The sequence below is a fragment of the Kitasatospora sp. NPDC032757 genome, from assembly GCF_055579305.1.
Genome location: NZ_JBVINN010000004.1, coordinates 377788 through 393258, shown reverse-complemented (window position 1 = coordinate 393258; position 15471 = coordinate 377788). Strand labels below are relative to the sequence as shown.

The 15471-nt window shown below is 71.2% G+C and carries 14 protein-coding genes; 8 read left to right on the top strand and 6 right to left on the bottom strand.

The window, feature by feature from the left end; translation table 11 throughout:
- Window positions 1–132: 132 nt before the first annotated feature.
- Window positions 133–798 carry a DUF6230 family protein gene (locus ACZ5WK_RS09410; RefSeq protein ID WP_396320879.1) on the bottom strand — a complete coding sequence of 222 codons (666 nt, stop codon included), beginning with the start codon at window positions 796–798 and terminating at the stop codon, window positions 133–135.
- A gap of 708 nt (window positions 799–1506) precedes the next feature.
- Window positions 1507–2502 carry a tetratricopeptide repeat protein gene (locus ACZ5WK_RS09405; protein WP_465546488.1) on the bottom strand — a complete coding sequence of 332 codons (996 nt, stop codon included), beginning with the start codon at window positions 2500–2502 and terminating at the stop codon, window positions 1507–1509.
- Between the two features lie 367 nt (window positions 2503–2869).
- Here ACZ5WK_RS09405 and ACZ5WK_RS09400 point away from each other — a divergent pair, with 367 nt between their 5' ends.
- Window positions 2870–3565 carry a TetR/AcrR family transcriptional regulator gene (locus tag ACZ5WK_RS09400; protein ID WP_465546486.1) on the top strand — a complete coding sequence of 232 codons (696 nt, stop codon included), beginning with the start codon at window positions 2870–2872 and terminating at the stop codon, window positions 3563–3565.
- A 110-nt stretch (window positions 3566–3675) separates the two neighbouring features.
- Here ACZ5WK_RS09400 and ACZ5WK_RS09395 read toward each other — a convergent pair whose 3' ends face one another.
- The 3 genes from ACZ5WK_RS09395 to ACZ5WK_RS09385 all read right to left on the bottom strand — a co-directional run bounded on the left by ACZ5WK_RS09395 (window position 3676) and on the right by ACZ5WK_RS09385 (window position 6584).
- Window positions 3676–5361 carry an acyl-CoA mutase large subunit family protein gene (locus ACZ5WK_RS09395; protein ID WP_465546484.1) on the bottom strand — a complete coding sequence of 562 codons (1686 nt, stop codon included), beginning with the start codon at window positions 5359–5361 and terminating at the stop codon, window positions 3676–3678.
- A 189-nt stretch (window positions 5362–5550) separates the two neighbouring features.
- Window positions 5551–5892 (bottom strand): DUF3817 domain-containing protein, encoded by a 342-nt coding sequence (locus ACZ5WK_RS09390; protein ID WP_376154994.1) that lies wholly within the window; start codon window positions 5890–5892, stop codon window positions 5551–5553.
- A 122-nt stretch (window positions 5893–6014) separates the two neighbouring features.
- Window positions 6015–6584, bottom strand: coding sequence for a MarR family winged helix-turn-helix transcriptional regulator (locus ACZ5WK_RS09385; protein WP_465546482.1), 570 nt, complete (start codon window positions 6582–6584; stop codon window positions 6015–6017).
- 492 nt (window positions 6585–7076) lie between these two features.
- Between ACZ5WK_RS09385 and ACZ5WK_RS09380 the strand changes: the two genes are divergently transcribed.
- Both ACZ5WK_RS09380 and ACZ5WK_RS09375 read left to right on the top strand, forming a co-directional pair.
- Entirely contained in the window at window positions 7077–8714 is a 1638-nt protein-coding gene (locus tag ACZ5WK_RS09380) for a M4 family metallopeptidase (protein ID WP_465546480.1), read from the top strand.
- A 504-nt stretch (window positions 8715–9218) separates the two neighbouring features.
- Entirely contained in the window at window positions 9219–10832 is a 1614-nt protein-coding gene (locus ACZ5WK_RS09375) for a M4 family metallopeptidase (protein ID WP_465546478.1), read from the top strand.
- A 183-nt stretch (window positions 10833–11015) separates the two neighbouring features.
- On the opposite strand, the gene ACZ5WK_RS09370 is transcribed toward ACZ5WK_RS09375, so the two are convergent.
- Window positions 11016–11354, bottom strand: coding sequence for a DUF3817 domain-containing protein (locus ACZ5WK_RS09370; RefSeq protein ID WP_465546476.1), 339 nt, complete (start codon window positions 11352–11354; stop codon window positions 11016–11018).
- 223 nt (window positions 11355–11577) lie between these two features.
- Between ACZ5WK_RS09370 and ACZ5WK_RS09365 the strand changes: the two genes are divergently transcribed.
- The 5 genes from ACZ5WK_RS09365 (at window position 11578) to ACZ5WK_RS09345 (ending at window position 15354) form a co-directional block, all read left to right on the top strand.
- A complete protein-coding gene (locus ACZ5WK_RS09365; RefSeq protein WP_465546474.1) occupies window positions 11578–12366 on the top strand; it encodes a DUF2127 domain-containing protein in 789 nt (262 codons plus the stop codon).
- Window positions 12367–12446: 80 nt separating this feature from the next.
- On the top strand, window positions 12447–13085 hold the full coding sequence (locus tag ACZ5WK_RS09360; RefSeq protein ID WP_465546472.1) for an AIM24 family protein: 639 nt from the start codon (window positions 12447–12449) through the stop codon (window positions 13083–13085).
- The gene (locus ACZ5WK_RS09355; RefSeq protein ID WP_396320870.1) at window positions 13085–13735 is read left to right on the top strand and encodes an AIM24 family protein; all 651 of its coding nucleotides are present in this window, start codon (window positions 13085–13087) and stop codon (window positions 13733–13735) included. The genes ACZ5WK_RS09360 and ACZ5WK_RS09355 overlap by 1 nt, the downstream gene beginning before the upstream one ends.
- Before the next feature lie 251 nt (window positions 13736–13986).
- Window positions 13987–14799 carry an AIM24 family protein gene (locus ACZ5WK_RS09350; protein WP_465546608.1) on the top strand — a complete coding sequence of 271 codons (813 nt, stop codon included), beginning with the start codon at window positions 13987–13989 and terminating at the stop codon, window positions 14797–14799.
- A gap of 39 nt (window positions 14800–14838) precedes the next feature.
- Window positions 14839–15354: a MarR family winged helix-turn-helix transcriptional regulator gene (locus ACZ5WK_RS09345; protein WP_465546470.1), complete on the top strand. Its 516-nt coding sequence runs from the start codon at window positions 14839–14841 to the stop codon at window positions 15352–15354.
- Window positions 15355–15471: the final 117 nt, after the last annotated feature.

Genomic DNA, 15471 nt, shown 5'->3' with positions numbered 1-15471 from the left:
TGCAGCTCCTCGATGGTGTGAACGAGGCGAAAAACGGGAGGGGGAGGGCCCGGGGCGGCGCATGCGCCGCCCCCGACCCCCCGGGTGCCGTGGTCGGCGGCGGATCAGGACGACCCGCCGCCGGTCAGCGACTCAGAAGCACTCGTGCCCGCCGTCGGTGTGCAGCGCGAGCTTCAGGCCCTGGAGCTTGAAGGTGCCGGCCGAGGTGGCCCAGGCGGTCTGCTGCACGTTCGACAGGTCGGCCTTGTCGGCGGCCTGGGCGAAGCCGGTGCCGCCCGAGGGCAGGCCGGTGCCGAGCTTGGACTTCCAGCCCTGGGTGGCGCTGCCCTTCAGGGTGGAGGCGTCCTGGCCGATGTTGATGTTGGTGAAGGTGGCGTCCGCGCTCAGCTGGTCGAGGTCGATCAGCAGGTTCTTCGCGGAGACCTGCTTCGCGACGTCGTCGCTCTGGCCGGCCTCGAGGCGCAGGGTGATCTTCGGCAGCTTCCACGGCAGGCCGGGGATGATGTTCGGGTCGGTCACCACCGACTGGCACAGGCCCTTGATCGTGGCCTCGTCGAACGCCGAGACGGCGACCGGGTGCGGCGTGCCGTTGGACTCGGCGTCGATCGAACCGAACTGCGCGAAGTTCGTACCGTGCAGCTCCTGCGTGGAGACCTTGAAGTTCTGGCCGGAGACGCTGAACGAAGCCGCCAGCGCGTTGTTCGCCATCGCGACGCCGACCGCGGCGGTGGCGGCGAGGCCGGGCACCATCACCAGGGCGAAGCGCTTCCAGCGGGTCTTGCCGTAGGTCTGGGACATGCGAGTCCTCCTTCTAGGACGTACATCTCCGGCGCCCGGCGGTGCGTCCCGCACCGGTGGGGGCCTGGGATGGGAGAGAGCTACGTCCTCGGTAGCGGAGAGCGCCTTGGGCGTCGTCGGACGCGGGAGCGGCCGGCACACAGCGGCACTCCCGTCCCTTCACCGACCACCCCGGCGGGGCGGCGGGCAGGACCGACGACATCGGCGATCACCCCCGAGCGACAACCAGCGACCGCGCGGGCCGCGCGGCCGGATCGAAGGACAGGAACCGCCGTGGGACCGCGGATACCCCCCTGCCCTCCCTGCCGACGGCCGGGGCCGGCGGCTTGCCCGGTGGGGATCCCTCGCTGCGTCCGCCGACCGGCTGTCGGCGGGGTGAAGTCTGGGACCGGGCGTCGCCGATGCTGCTTGAATCCCGGGCGAAGCACAAGGGGTTCATTACTGACGGGTAATCCAACATCCAATGACAACGATCATGAAAATGGACCGTCGAGCACCCTGAGTGACGAAATGAAGGAATCGTGACGGCGAAATCCGCCGGAAACACCAGCGAAACACCCGTGGGCGATCACGCGAAGTGACCGCCCACGGGCGTTGTCAAGATTTGGTAAACCTCTTACGCGATGACCGGATTGTCGCCAAATCTCCAGCGACACCGCAGGTCACCCGCCGTGCCAGTACGTACCGGCAGAACCGCTCCGACCGGGCTCAGAAGAGGACCCGGGCCAGCGCCGTGCGCGCCGCCGTCACCCTCGGGTCGTCGGCGCCGATCACCTCGAACAGCTCCAGCAGCCGGAGCCGGACGGTGTCCCGGTCCTCGCCGAAGGTGCGCCCGACGGTGTCCACCAGACGCCCGAAGGCGTCCTCGACATGACCGCCGACCAGGTCCAGGTCGGCCGCCTGGAGCTGGATCCCGACATCCTTCGGGGCGGCCGCGGCCGCCGCCCGGACGGCCTGCAGGTCCAGCCCCTCCACGCGGCGCAGCAGCTGCGCCTGGGCCAGGCCGAGCCTGGCCTCGGCGTTGCCCGGCTGATCGGCCAGCACGTTCTGGTACGCCTGGATCGCGCCGCCGAGGTCCCCGCGGTCCAGGGCCTCGTGCGCGGCCTCCAGCGCCGGGTCCTCCGGCACGAACGGCGCGGCCTCGCCCGGCTCGCCGGCCGGCGCACCCGCGCCGCCGACCACGCCGAAGCGCTGCTCGGCGACCAGGATCAGCTGGTCCAGCACCTTGCGGACGTTGGCCTCGCTCTCGGCGCCCTGGAACAGCGGCACCAGCTGGCCGGCCACCACGGCCATCACGGCCGGGATGCCCTGGATGCCGAACTGCTGCGCGATCAGCTGGTTGGCCTCGACGTCGATCTTGGCGAGCACGATCCGGCCGGCGTACTCCTCGGCCAGGCGCTCCAGGATCGGGCTGAGCTGCTTGCAGGGCCCGCACCACTCGGCCCAGAAGTCGATGACCACCGGCACTTCGGTGGAGCGCTGGACGACCTCGGCCTCGAAGGTGTCCTCGGTGACGTCGATGACGAGCTCGTACGGGGCCTGGGGGGCCGCAACGCCGGATGCTTCGGCGGCGGCCGCCTGACGGGCCCGCTCGGCCCGGGCCTGCTCGGCCTTCTGGGCAGCCTCGCCGGCTGCCTTCACTGCGGCGAGGTCGACCGCACCGCGCAGAGCGGAGCTGTTGAGACGCGAATTCCGTGGCTGCATGGCACTATCCTCCCCCGTCCGCGCTGCTGGCGGGCACCAACCTCCGGAAACTCGCCCCGCGCGGGCTGCGCGGTACCGAATCCCGAGGCGGACGGCCCGTCCCCCGGTAGCCTGAACCGTTCGGCGCGGGTCCCCACCCGCACCCGCGCCGCCCCCGTCCCACGGGGTCGCGGCGCCTGGTTGTCACTGCTTTCGCTACGAGTCGTAGCGTAACTGGACCGAGGGCCCCCGCCGCAACCCCATCCGGCGTTCCCGGGACGTGAGCTGTCCCACTTTCCCGGGTGGCCAGGCTGACCTGGACGGCGGGGAGTCGCTACCGTTACCGGTCCCACCCATGTTACTTACCAGTAAATCGCAAGGAGGCCCGGTGTCGGCCGCCCAGCCCCCCCTGACCCCGGCGCGCCCGGCCCCCCGGGAAGACCCCCCACAGGCCCCGGAGGGCCCCGACGGCACCACCACCCGGGCCAAGGGGAGACCGCGCAGCGCCGCCGCGGACCTCGCCATCCTGGACGCCACCCGCGAAGCCCTCGCCGAACTCGGCTGGGGCGGGCTGACCATGGGCCACGTGGCCACCCGCGCCAAGGTCGCCAAGACCACCCTGTACCGCCGCTGGCCGTCCAAGAACGAGCTGGTGGTGGACGCCGTCGCCAGCCTCTTCGACGAGCTGGTGATGCCCGACCTCGGCAGCCTGCGGGCCGACATCGAAGCGGTGGTCTCCCAGTTCGCCGACCTGCTGGCCCGTCCGGAGACCCAGGCCGCGCTGCTCGCGCTGTTCGCCGAGGGCACCCGCGACCGTCAGCTGCGGCGGCGGATCCGGGAGGCGATCGTCGACCCGCAGAAGCGGCTCGTCCGGCAGGGCCGGGCCGCGGCCCAGGCCCGCGGCGAGCTCGCCCCGGACGACGACGAGGTGAGCGCCGGCGAGGAGATCGACATCATCTTCGACACGATCGCGGGGACGGTCGAGCACCGGGTGCTGGTCAGCGGCGAGCCGATCACCGCCGACTGGACCCGGCGCTTCACCAACCTGCTGCTCGGGCCCTTCCCCAGCCTGACCGGGGGCTGAGCGCGCAGGCCCCCGCAGGCGCAGCACGGAGCCGCCCCGCACGTGAGGACGTGCGGGGCGGCTCTCTGCGTGCTCGCGCCCCGGAACCGGGACCGCGCCGTGCAGGCGCCCTAGAACCGGGCGGTCTCGCGGTAGATCCCCCACTCCTCGCGCAGCGCGTTGCAGATCTCGCCCAGGGTGGCCTCGGCCCGCACCGCGTCCAGCATCGGCGGGATCATCGACGCGCCCGAGCGCGCCGCCGCCAGCATCGCGTCCAGCCCGGCCCGCACCGCCGCCTCGTCCCGGCCGGCCTTCCGCGCGGCCAGCACGCGGACCTGCTCGCGCTCGACCTCGTGACTGACCCGCAGGATCTCCAGCTCGGGGGTGACGCTGCGCGGGTGGCAGTTGACGCCGACGACCCGCTTGTCGCCCTTCTCCACCGACTGCTGGTACTGGAAGGCCGCCTCGGCGATCTCCCCGGTGAACCAGCCCTCCTCGATCCCGCGCAGGATGCCGGAGGTGATGGGGCCGATCTCGTGGTCCTCGCGGCCCTTGTCCAGGATCCGCTGGAAGATCGCCTCGGCCTGCTCCTCGATCCGGTCGGTGAGCGCCTCGACGTACCAGGAACCGCCCAGCGGGTCGGCCACGTTGGTGACGCCGGTCTCCTCCATCAGCACCTGCTGGGTGCGCAGGGCGATCTCGGCGGCCTGCTCGGAGGGCAGCGCCAGGGTCTCGTCCAGGGCGTTGGTGTGCAGCGAGTTGGTGCCGCCGAGCACCGCCGAGAGCGCCTCGACGGCGGTGCGGACCACGTTGTTGTACGGCTGCTGGGCGGTCAGCGAGACGCCGGCGGTCTGGGTGTGGAACCGCAGCCACTGCGCCTTGTCGGTCTTGGCGCCGAAGCGGTCGCGCATCCAGCGGGCCCAGATCCGGCGGGCGGCGCGGAACTTGGCGATCTCCTCGAAGAAGTCCAGGTGCGCGTCGAAGAAGAAGGAGAGCCCGGGCGCGAAGACGTCCACGTCCAGGCCGCGGGAGAGGCCCAGCTCGACGTAGGCGAAGCCGTCGGCCAGGGTGTACGCCAGCTCCTGCGCGGCCGTGGCCCCGGCCTCGCGGATGTGGTAGCCGGAGACGGAGAGCGGCTTGTACGCCGGGATGCCCTCGGCGCAGTACGCCATCAGGTCGCCGATCAGGCGCAGGTGCGGCTCCGGGGCGAAGAGCCACTCCTTCTGGGCGATGTACTCCTTGAAGATGTCCGTCTGCAGGGTGCCGTTGAGCACCGCCGGGTCGACGCCCTGGCGCTCGGCGGCGACCAGGTACATGCAGAAGATCGGGACGGCCGGGCCGCTGATCGTCATCGAGGTGGTGACCTCGCCGAGCGGGATGCCCTTGAACAGGACCTCCATGTCGGCGGCCGAGTCGATGGCCACGCCGCAGTGGCCGACCTCGCCGAGCGACTTGGCGTCGTCGGAGTCGTACCCCATCAGGGTGGGCATGTCGAAGGCGACCGAGAGGCCGCCGCCGCCCGCCTCCAGGATCATCCGGTAGCGCTCGTTGGTCTGCTCCGCGTTGCCGAAGCCGGCGAACTGGCGGATGGTCCACGTCCGGCCGCGGTAGCCGGTGGCGTGCAGACCACGGGTGTACGGGTACTCGCCCGGCCAGCCGATCCGCTCGAAGCCCTCGACGGGCTGCCCCGCGGGCGGGCCGTAGACCGGCTCGACCTCGTCCCCGGAGAGGGTGGTGAAGTCCGCGTCCCGCTTGCGGGCGCTGTCGTACCGCTGCTGCCAGCGCTGCCGTCCGCGCTCGATCTCCTCGGCGTCCATGACCCCGAACTCCGCTCCGTACGGCCGCCACGTCATCGGGACGGCACAGCTATTAGGACGTCCTACTAATTTACTCGGACGTCCTAGTACTTGTCGACGGAAGCCGGGCCGAAATGCCGGAGCGCCCCTCCCCCGGGTCGAGGAAGGGGCGCTCGCGGAGGCTCTGCGATCGGACGCCGGGGGCCGGGCTCAGACGCCGGCGGTCTGCCGGGCGGCACCGCCGGCCGGGAGCTGCTCGGCGGCCTCGCGGACCACCCGGCGCTCGGCGACGAAGGAGGCGAACGGGATGCAGCCGGCGGCCAGGGTGAGGATCATCCGGCCGAGCGGCCACTTGAGCTTCTGGCCGAGCAGGAATGTGACCACGAAGTACCCGATGTAGAGGTAGCCGTGCAGCATCGCGACGTAGGTGGTGACGTCCTCGGCGGTGTCGAAGCCGTACTTCGCGACCATGAAGCCGCAGAACACCAGCAGCGCCACACCGGTCGCAATGGCCAGGGCCCGGTACCAGCCCAGCAGGGGGTTCGCCTTCATACTCTTCATCGCCTCGCTCGGCAGGGATCGGCCGGTACGCCCGGATCCGCGCACCGCTCCCACGAGGGTAGCCGCCGCTTACGGGTGCGCCGTGCAGCGGCCTGCCCGGCCGCGGCCGCGCGCTACTCGGCCGTGGCCCCGTCCGGCTCGGTCGCGGTCGCGCCCGGCTCGGTCGCGGTCGCGTCCGGCTCGGTGAAGTCGCCGGCCGCCACCCGCAGCGGCCGGAGCAGCTCGAACACCTGGCGGCACTGCCCGGCGTCGTACTCCTCCAGGCCGAACTCCATCGCCATCAGCTCCCGGGTCGCCTCCTCGACCACCTCGCGGCCGCGGTCGGTGATCGAGGCGAGCACGCCGCGGCCGTCCAGCGGGTTGGGCCGGCGGGCGACCAGGCCGGCCCGCTCCAGGCGGTCGACGGTGTTGGTGACGCTGGTCGGGTGGACCATCAGCCGCTCGCCGATCTTGGAGAGCGAGAGCTCGCCGGTCCGACTGAAGGTGAGCAGCACCAGCGCCTCGTAGCGCGCGAAGGTCAGCCCGTACGGCTTGAGCACCGTATCCACCCGCGAGAGCAGGATCTGGTGGGCGCGCATGATCGAGGTGATCGCCGCCATCGAGGGGACCCCGCCCCAGCGGCGGGCCCAGAGCTCGTCGGCGCGGGCGATCGGGTCGAAGTCGAGTGCGAGGGGCTTGGCCACCTCCTTACCGTACCGGCGGGTGGGGCCGCCGCTATCAGGCGTCCTGATGGTGGACAAGTGAGACACGTGGCGGGATCCCGCCACTGGGGCGGCCAGGTCCGTACCAGGACATTGCAGGGGTGTGAACGCCCGCCAACCCGCCGACGGTGATTCGGCATTGGCTCCCGACCCGGCGCCCGGCCCGCCATCAGGCCTCGGTTCGGGCGGTAACCCGCTGCAAGACGGGGCGATTTGACTGATTTGTCGCTCTGTTCACAATCCGCCGGACTGGCGAGACCTGGCCAATTGATGAACAAGACCTGTCATTTCACTTGTTGGATTGTCATGCTTTCGGCCAGCCCCGTCCGGCAGCCACCGCCCCACTCACCGGTGGCTCGCCGCTCGACCGCACGGAGCAGCCCGTCAGCGCCCGTTCCGCCCCTCAGGTGCCAACCCCGGCACCCCGGGACGAGGTGCGACCGCGCACACGCGGTTTCCCGGAAGGACCTGTACGTGAAGCGAAAGCTCGCAGCCGGCGCCGTACTCTCCGCCACCGCGCTCCTCACCGGCGTCATCCAGGTGAGCACCGCCGCCCAGGCCACCCCCGCCCCCTCGGCCCAGGCGCAGGCGTCGCAGCAGCGCGAGGCCGTCCTCGCCGTGGCGAAGGGTCAGGCCGACCCGCTGGCGAAGGCGCTGGCGCTGGGCGGCCAGGAGAAGCTGGTCGCCAAGGACGCCGTGGTGGACGCCAACGGCACCCGTCACCTCCGCTTCGAGCGCACCTTCGCCGGCCTGCCCGTCCTCGGCGGCGACCTGGTGGTCCACCAGGCCGCCGACGGCGCCGTGAAGGCCGTGGACAAGGCCGTCGGCGCCACGATCGCGCTGCCCAGCCTCACCCCGCAGATCCCCGCCGACAAGGCGGCCGCGCAGGCCTCCGGCGCCGTGCAGGCCACCGTCGGCATCACCGCCGACAAGGACGAGTCCCCGCTGAAGGAGGTCCACCAGACCGGCGCCGCCGAGCTGGTGGTCTGGGCCGCGGACGGCAACCCGCGCCTGGCGTACCGGACGACCGTCGAGGGCGTCCGCGCCGACGGCACCCCGAGCAGCCAGCTGCTGGTCACCGACGCCGCCAGCGGCGAGGTGCTCTCCACCCACGAGCAGGTCCAGACCGCGACCGGCAGCGGCAAGGGCGTCTTCGTCGGCTCCGTCCCGCTGACCACCACCAGCGTCTCCGGCGGCTACTCGCTGAAGGACGCCTCCCGCGGCGGCCAGTCCACCGTCGACTTCAAGGGCCGGACCTCCGGCTCGGGCACCCTGTACACCGACGCGGACAACGTCTGGGGCACCGGCACCGTCTCCAACGGCCAGTCCGCCGCGGTGGACGCCCAGTACGGCGCGGCGGCCACCTGGGACTTCTACAAGAACACCTTCGGCCGCAACGGCATCAAGAACAACGGCGTCGGCGCCACCAGCCGCGTTCACTACGGCAAGAACTACGTGAACGCGTTCTGGAGCGACCAGTGCTTCTGCATGTCGTACGGTGACGGCGCGAGCAACACCCACCCGCTGACCGAGATCGACGTGGCGGGCCACGAGATGACCCACGGCGTCACCTCGGCCACCGCCGGCCTCAACTACTCGGGCGAGTCCGGCGGCCTCAACGAGGCCACCTCGGACATCTTCGGCACCATGGTCGAGTTCTACGCCAACCTCGCCACCGACACGCCGGACTACCTGATCGGCGAGGAGATCGACCTCAACGGCGACGGCACCCCGCTGCGCTACATGGACAAGCCCTCCAAGGACGGCGGCTCGGCCGACTCCTGGTCGTCCGGCGTGGGCAACCTCGACGTCCACTACTCCTCGGGCGTGGCCAACCACTTCTTCTACCTGCTGGCCGAGGGCAGCGGCGCCAAGACCATCAACGGCGTCAGCTACAACAGCCCGACCTCCAACGGCTCGACGGTCACCGGCATCGGCCGGGACAAGGCCGCGGCCATCTGGTACCGCGCGCTGACCGTCTACTTCACCTCCACCACCAACTACAAGGCGGCCCGCACCGGCACGCTGAGCGCGGCGGCGGACCTCTACGGCGCGACCAGCGCCGAGTACCAGGCGGTGGCGGCCGCCTGGAGTGGCGTCAACGTCAACTGACGCAACACGCCCGGGGCCTGGCAGCCCTGCGGACGCCCGGGGACCTCACTGGGAGGGGAGGCCCCGGGCGTTCGCGCGTCCGGAGGCGTGCGCACCGGCACGTCCGGACGAGCATGTGCGCACGCGCTCGTCCGGAGGCGGGGGCGCACCCTCGCGTCCGGGCCCGCGTAGCAAGGGGCGGCGGGCCCGGCAAGGACCGCCGCTGGCGGGATCCCGCCAGCGGGGCGAAACGCCCGAAGCGGACATCCGCCGCACCCGGACCACCCGTACCGGCGAGTGGCGAGACCTGGCCAATCCCCGGCGGCGCCCTGTCCTTTCCACCTGTCGGATTGTCATGCTTATGTCCAAGCCCCGTTCGACGGCCGTCACCCCCACCCACCGACCGGCCGTCCAAAACCGCACGGGAGCAGCACGTCAGCGCCCTACCGCCCCACGGCGCCAACCCCGGCGCCCCGGTATGCGGCGTGACCGCGCACACGCGGTTTCCCGGAAGGAACCCCGTACGTGAAGCGAAAGCTGACAGCCGGCGCCGTACTCTCCGCCACCGCCCTGCTGGCCGGCGCCATCCAGGTCGCCGCCGCACCCGCCCAGGCCTCCGCCCCCTCCGTCACCCAGCAGCGCGACGCGCTGATCGCCCTGGCCGGCGGCGAGGCCGCCCCGCTCGCGCAGTCGCTCGCGCTCGGCGGCCAGGAGCGGCTGGTCGTCAAGGACGCCGTGCTGGACGCCAACGGCGACCGCCACCTGCGCTACGAGCGGACGCTCGGCGGCCTGCCGGTGATCGGCGGCGACCTGGTGGTGCACCAGAAGGCCAACGGTTCCGTCACCTCGGTGGACCGGGCCTTCACCGGGCAGCTGACGCTGCCGAGCCTCACCCCGTCGCTCTCCGCCGACAAGGCGTCCGCCCAGGCGCTCGGTGCCGTCCGGGCCACCGTCGGCATCGCGGCCGACAAGGACGAGTCGGCGATCAGCCGGGTCGACGGCGCCGGCGCGGCCACCCTGGTGGTCTGGGCGGCCGACGGCAGCCCGCGGCTCGCGTACCAGACGGTGGTGCAGGGCCAGCGCGCCGACGGCACCCCGAGCAGCCAGCGGCTGGTCACCGACGCGGCCACCGGCGAGGTGCTCTCCACCCACGAGGAGTTCCAGACCGCGACCGGCAGCGGCAAGGGCGTCAACGTCGGCTCGGTCACCCTGACCACCACCCAGAGCGGCTCGACCTACCAGCTCAAGGACGGCTCGCGGGGCAACCAGTGGACCGGCAACGCCGCGTCCGGGAACGCGCTGTACACCGACGCGGACAACGTCTGGGGCAACGGCCTCGCCTCCAACACCCAGTCGGCCGCGGTCGACGCCCAGTTCGGCGCCGGCGCGACCTGGGACTTCTACAAGAACACCTTCGGCCGCAGCGGCATCAAGAACAACGGCGTCGGCGCGAGCAGCCGGGTCCACTACGGCTCCAACTACGTCAACGCGTTCTGGAACGACTCCTGCTTCTGCATGACCTACGGCGACGGCTCCGGCAACACCCACCCGCTGACCGCGATCGACGTCGCCGGCCACGAGATGACCCACGGCGTCACCTCCGCCACCGCCGGACTGGTCTACTCCGGCGAGTCCGGCGGCCTCAACGAGGCCACCTCGGACATCTTCGGCACCATGGTCGAGTGGTACGCCAACCTGCCGGTGGACGTGCCGGACTACCTGATCGGCGAGAAGCTCAACATCAACGGCAACGGCACCCCGCTGCGCTACATGGACAAGCCCTCCAAGGACGGCGCGTCCAAGGACTCCTGGTACTCCGGGGTCGGCAACGTGGACGTCCACTACTCCTCGGGCGTGGCCAACCACTTCTTCTACCTGCTGGCCGAGGGCAGCGGCGCCAAGACCATCAACGGCGTCAGCTACAACAGCCCGACCTCCAACGGCTCCACCGTCACCGGCATCGGCCGGAACAAGGCCGCGGCCATCTGGTACCGCGCGCTGACCGTCTACTTCACCTCCACCACCAACTACAAGGCCGCCCGCACGGCGACCCTGAAGGCGGCCTCCGACCTCTACGGCGCGACCAGCACCGAGTACAAGGCGGTGGCCGCGGCCTGGAGCGCGGTCAACGTCAACTAGGGCCGGGCCCCCGTCCGGCCGGCCGCGCGCGCGGCACGAGCGGGCCGGTCGGGACCTCACCGCCCGAGAACCGGCCCGGGGAGGCCGGGCCGCCCCTGAACCACCTCCGGAAAGGCGACAGGCTGCCGGGGCCCTCTGGGAGAGGAGGCCCCGGCAGCCTGTCGGCCGTTGACGGCGTGCGGCTCAGGCCGCGGCGGGCTCGCGGACCGGCGCCGCTCCGCCGAGCTCCTCCTTCTTCAGGATGCGCTCGGCGAAGAACCCGCCGGTGGGCAGCACCGAGAGGACGAAGAGCAGGACGCCGCGCTTCACGTCCCAGTTCTGCGCCTGCCAGGCCATGATCCAGAACACCACGTAGAGGATGAACAGGATCCCGTGGACCATGCCCATCACCGGGACGGCGTCGAAGCTGGTGGTGCGCTTGAGCACCGAGCAGACCAGGAGCAGGAGGAAGGAGAGGCCCTCGGGGCCGGAGACCAGGCGCAGGCGGTGGACGGCGCTGCTGTTCACGATGGGGTACCTCATACCGGAGTCGGAGATTGCTTGTGAACCGGCTCACAAGCATCCCCGCCATTATCACCGAGCACATGCCCGGGCCCGCGTCCGGGGTGCGCCCCCGTGCCGGATGTCACAGCCGTGCAGCAGATCGCCCCCGGTCGCGGCGCCGGGCCGGCCACCACCCCTATCCTGCTGCCGGGCCCGGCGATCCGGGCGCCGTCCGCATCGCAGCACCACGGGGGTACCACCGATGTTCAAGCTGGACTGGGACCGAAGGACCTGCGCCCGGCGCGGGCACGTCACCTACGCGCCGACCGAGCCCGAGCTGAACCGCCGGCTGCACGCCGCGACCTCGCTCGGCGACGCCTGGCGCTGCCTGCGCTGCGGCGACTTCTCGCTCGGCGCCCCGCACGGCTCCGGACCGGCCGACGAGGCACCGCTGGTGCCGCGAGGCAAGGCCCTGCGGGACGTCTTCATCCTCCGCTTCCTGGCCGTCGAGCGGCTGCTGCGCGGGCTGCTGATCGTCGTGGTGGCCTGGGGCGTCTGGAAGTTCTCCAACAGCCAGGACGCCGTGCGCCGGGTCTTCGACGAGAACCTGACGGTGTTCCGGCCCGTGACCGAGCACTTCCACTGGGACCTCGAACACTCCCCGATCGCCGACACCATCCGCAAGACCTTCGACTACAAGCACAGCACCCTGCTGATCGTCGCGGGCGCACTCCTGGTCTACGCGCTGATCGAGATCGTCGAGGCGTACGGGCTCTGGCTGGGCCGGCGCTGGGCCGAGTACCTGACGGTGGTGGCCACCGCGGCGTTCCTCCCGCTGGAGGTGTACGAGCTGACCGAGCACGTCAGCGCCCTGAAGATCTGCACGCTGGTGCTGAACATCGTCGCGGTGCTCTGGATCCTGCTCTCCAAGCGCCTCTTCGGGCTGCGCGGCGGTGTGGTGGCCTTCGAGGCCGAGCGCCACTCGGCCTCGCTGCTGGAGGTGGAGCAGGCCGCGGGCGCCGTCCCGCAGGGCGTGCAGACCCGGGTCTGATCCGGGCATTTGTCGCAGACCCGTACCAGAACGCCGACGCCCCCTCCCCGTCGCGCGCCCGATACGGCTACATTGCGCCCGTGGCACAGTTTCGACTCCAGGGGTCCAAGACGCTCGCCGTCGACATGACGGGCGACGGCGTGAAAGCCAGAAACGGCTCGATGGTCGCGTACAGCGGCCAGATGAGCTTCAAGAAACTCAGCGGTGGCGGTGACGGCCTGCGTGGCATGGTCACCCGCCGGCTGACCGGCGAGCAGATGACGGTCATGGAGGTGAAGGGGCAGGGCACCTGCTACTTCGCCGACAAGGCCACCGAGATCAACCTCGTCCGGTTGAACGGTGAGACGCTCTACGTCGAGTCCGACAACCTGCTCTGCACCGAGGGCACGCTGCGGACCGGCACCACCTTCACCGGTCTGAACGGCATCTCCTCCGGCAACGGCCTGTTCACCACCAAGGTCGAGGGCAGCGGCTGGGCCGCCGTCACCTCCAAGGGGCCGGCGATCATCCTGCGGGTCACCCAGGGCATGCCGCTGCGGGTGGACCCGGGGGCGTACGTGGCGCACACCGGCAACCTGAACCGCAGCCTGAAGTCCGGCGCCGGCTGGAGCACGTTCATCGGCGAGGGCGGTGGCGAGGCCGTCCAGGTGGAGTTCACCGGCGAGGGCCTGGTGTACGTGCAGCCGTCCGAGAAGCTGACCGTCGGGGGCGACGTCTGATGCCGTTCACCAGGATCAACAACAAGATGATCGAGGCCCGGGTCGTCCCCGGCCAGCGGCTGTTCAGCCAGCGCGGCGCGATGCTCGCGTACACCGGTGAGGTCCGGTTCACGCCGAACATCACCGGCGGGCAGGGCGGCGTCATGTCGATGATCGGCCGGCGGGTGGCCAACGAGGACACCCCGCTGATGACCGTCGAGGGCCAGGGCACCGTGATGTTCGGCCACGGCGGCCACCACGTGCACGTGATCGAGCTGGCCGGCGACACCCTGTACGTCGAGGCGGACCGGCTGCTGGCCTTCGAGGGCTCGCTGCAGCAGTCCACCATGTTCATGGGCTCGCAGGGCGGCGTGATGGGCATGGTCCGCGGCCAGGTGACCGGCCAGGGCCTGTTCACCACCAAGCTGGACGGCCACGGCGCGGTGGCGGTGATGGCGCACGGCGGCGTCTTCGAGCTGCCGATCACCCCGCACCAGCCGGTGCACGTCGACCCCCAGGCCTATGTCGCGCACCGCGGCCAGGTCCAGAACAAGCTGTCCACCGCGCTGGGTTGGCGCGACATGATCGGACGCGGCTCCGGCGAGGCCTTCCAGCTGGAGCTGTCCGGCAACGGCACCGTGTTCGTGCAGGCGAGCGAGGAGAAGCTCTGATGTCCTACCCGCCGCAGCCCCCCTACGGGCAGCCGAACGACCCGTACGGCCAGCAGCCGTACGGCCAGCCGTCGCCGTACAACCAGCCCACCCAGCCCGGCTTCCCGGCCGCCCCGCCGCCCGGCTACGGCCAGCAGCCCGGCCAGGGCTACCCGCCCCCGCCGCCGCAGGGCTACCCCCAGCAGGGCTACCCCGCACAGCAGCCGCAGCAGCAGTACGCCCAGGAGCAGTTCGGCGGCGCCCAGGCCCCGCTGCCCAAGGCGCAGGACGGCTCCGGCCCGGTGGTGCACGACGCGCACAGCCTGCCGGTCAACGACAACGTCAACCCGTACGCCTTCTCGGTGAACCTGAACGGGTCGTACTTCCTGCAGAAGGGCAAGATGATCGCCTACTACGGCGACATCTCCTTCAAGGGCGTCGGCGCCGGCGCGATCGACCGGATGCTCGGCCAGCACTTCAACTCGCCGATGCACGCGGCGGACTGGGTGGTCGCCGAGGGCCGGGGCAAGCTGCTGCTGGCCGACCGGGCCTTCGACCTCAACTCCTACGACCTGGAGGAGGGGAACCTGACGGTCCGCTCGGGCAACCTGCTGGCGTACGAGCCGACGCTGCGGCTCAAGCAGTCGATCATCCCCGGGTTCCTCACCCTGATCGGCAGCGGCAAGTTCGTGGCGGCCTCCAACGGCCCGGTGCACTTCGTCGAGCCGCCGATCCGGGTGGACCCGCAGGCGCTGGTCGGCTGGGCGGACTGCCCCGCGCCGTGCCACCACTACGACCACGACTACATGCACGGGGTGATCGGCGGCATCCGCCGGCTGACCGGGCTGGGCGGGGCGTCCGGCGAGGAGCACCAGTTCGAGTTCATCGGCGCCGGCCAGGTGCTGCTGCAGTCGACCGAGGTGCTGATGGCCGAGCGCGCGGTGGGCCAGGTGCACGCCGAGGCGGGCGTGCCGATGGGCGGGGTGCCGTCGCAGCACGCGTCCGGCCACGGCAGCCAGCTGCCCAACGTCAACGTGCCGGGGCTCGGTAACCTGGGCGACCTCGGACGGCGCTTCGGACTCTGAACTTGTACAAGATTTAACTAAATACGGTATGCTGTCCGCATGGATACGCACACAGCCGACGCCGCGGACGTCTCCCCCTCGGGCCCGGAGGAGGAGACTCCCTGGCTGACCGCCCGGGAGCAACGGCTGTGGCGTGCCCACCTGGAGGTCGCCAAGCTGCTGGACTACCAGCTCGGCCGTGAGCTCCAGCCGCACAACCTCGCGATCAACGACTACGAGATCCTGGTCGTCCTCTCGGAGGCTCCCGAGCGGCGGATGCGGATGACCGACCTGGCCACCGCCACCCTCCAGTCCAAGAGCCGGCTCTCACACCAGATCACGCGGATGGAGACGGCCGGGCTGGTCCTGCGGCAGGAGTGTCCGGGCGACCGGCGCGGGCTCTACGCCCACCTCACCGAGCAGGGCTGGGCGACCATGCAGAAGGTCGCCCCGGACCACGTGCGCAGCGTGCGGGCACACTTCATCGACCGCTTCACGCCCGAGCAGCTCGACGCGATGTACGAGGCGCTGGCCCCCGTCGCCGAACACCTGCGCGGGCTGCGCGGCCGCTCCTGAGCGGGCCGTGACCGCAGACCTGCCCTGAACGCGGGGGGGGGGGGGGGCCCCCCCCGGGGCGGGGAACAGGACTCTCCTCACATTTCTCCCCAGGTGGATACGGATGACCGCTCTTTT

Bases quoted from the DNA above. Each gene is read 5' to 3' on its own strand.
- ACZ5WK_RS09410 (WP_396320879.1), bottom strand. From the start codon at position 798: ATGTCCCAGACCTACGGCAAGACCCGCTGGAAGCGCTTCGCCCTGGTG.
- ACZ5WK_RS09405 (WP_465546488.1), bottom strand. From the start codon at position 2,502: ATGCAGCCACGGAATTCGCGTCTCAACAGCTCCGCTCTGCGCGGTGCG.
- ACZ5WK_RS09395 (WP_465546484.1), bottom strand. From the start codon at position 5,361: ATGGACGCCGAGGAGATCGAGCGCGGACGGCAGCGCTGGCAGCAGCGG.
- ACZ5WK_RS09390 (WP_376154994.1), bottom strand. From the start codon at position 5,892: ATGAAGGCGAACCCCCTGCTGGGCTGGTACCGGGCCCTGGCCATTGCG.
- ACZ5WK_RS09370 (WP_465546476.1), bottom strand. From the start codon at position 11,354: ATGAGGTACCCCATCGTGAACAGCAGCGCCGTCCACCGCCTGCGCCTG.
- ACZ5WK_RS09365 (WP_465546474.1), top strand. From the start codon at position 11,578: ATGTTCAAGCTGGACTGGGACCGAAGGACCTGCGCCCGGCGCGGGCAC.
- ACZ5WK_RS09355 (WP_396320870.1), top strand. From the start codon at position 13,085: ATGCCGTTCACCAGGATCAACAACAAGATGATCGAGGCCCGGGTCGTC.
- ACZ5WK_RS09345 (WP_465546470.1), top strand. From the start codon at position 14,839: ATGGATACGCACACAGCCGACGCCGCGGACGTCTCCCCCTCGGGCCCG.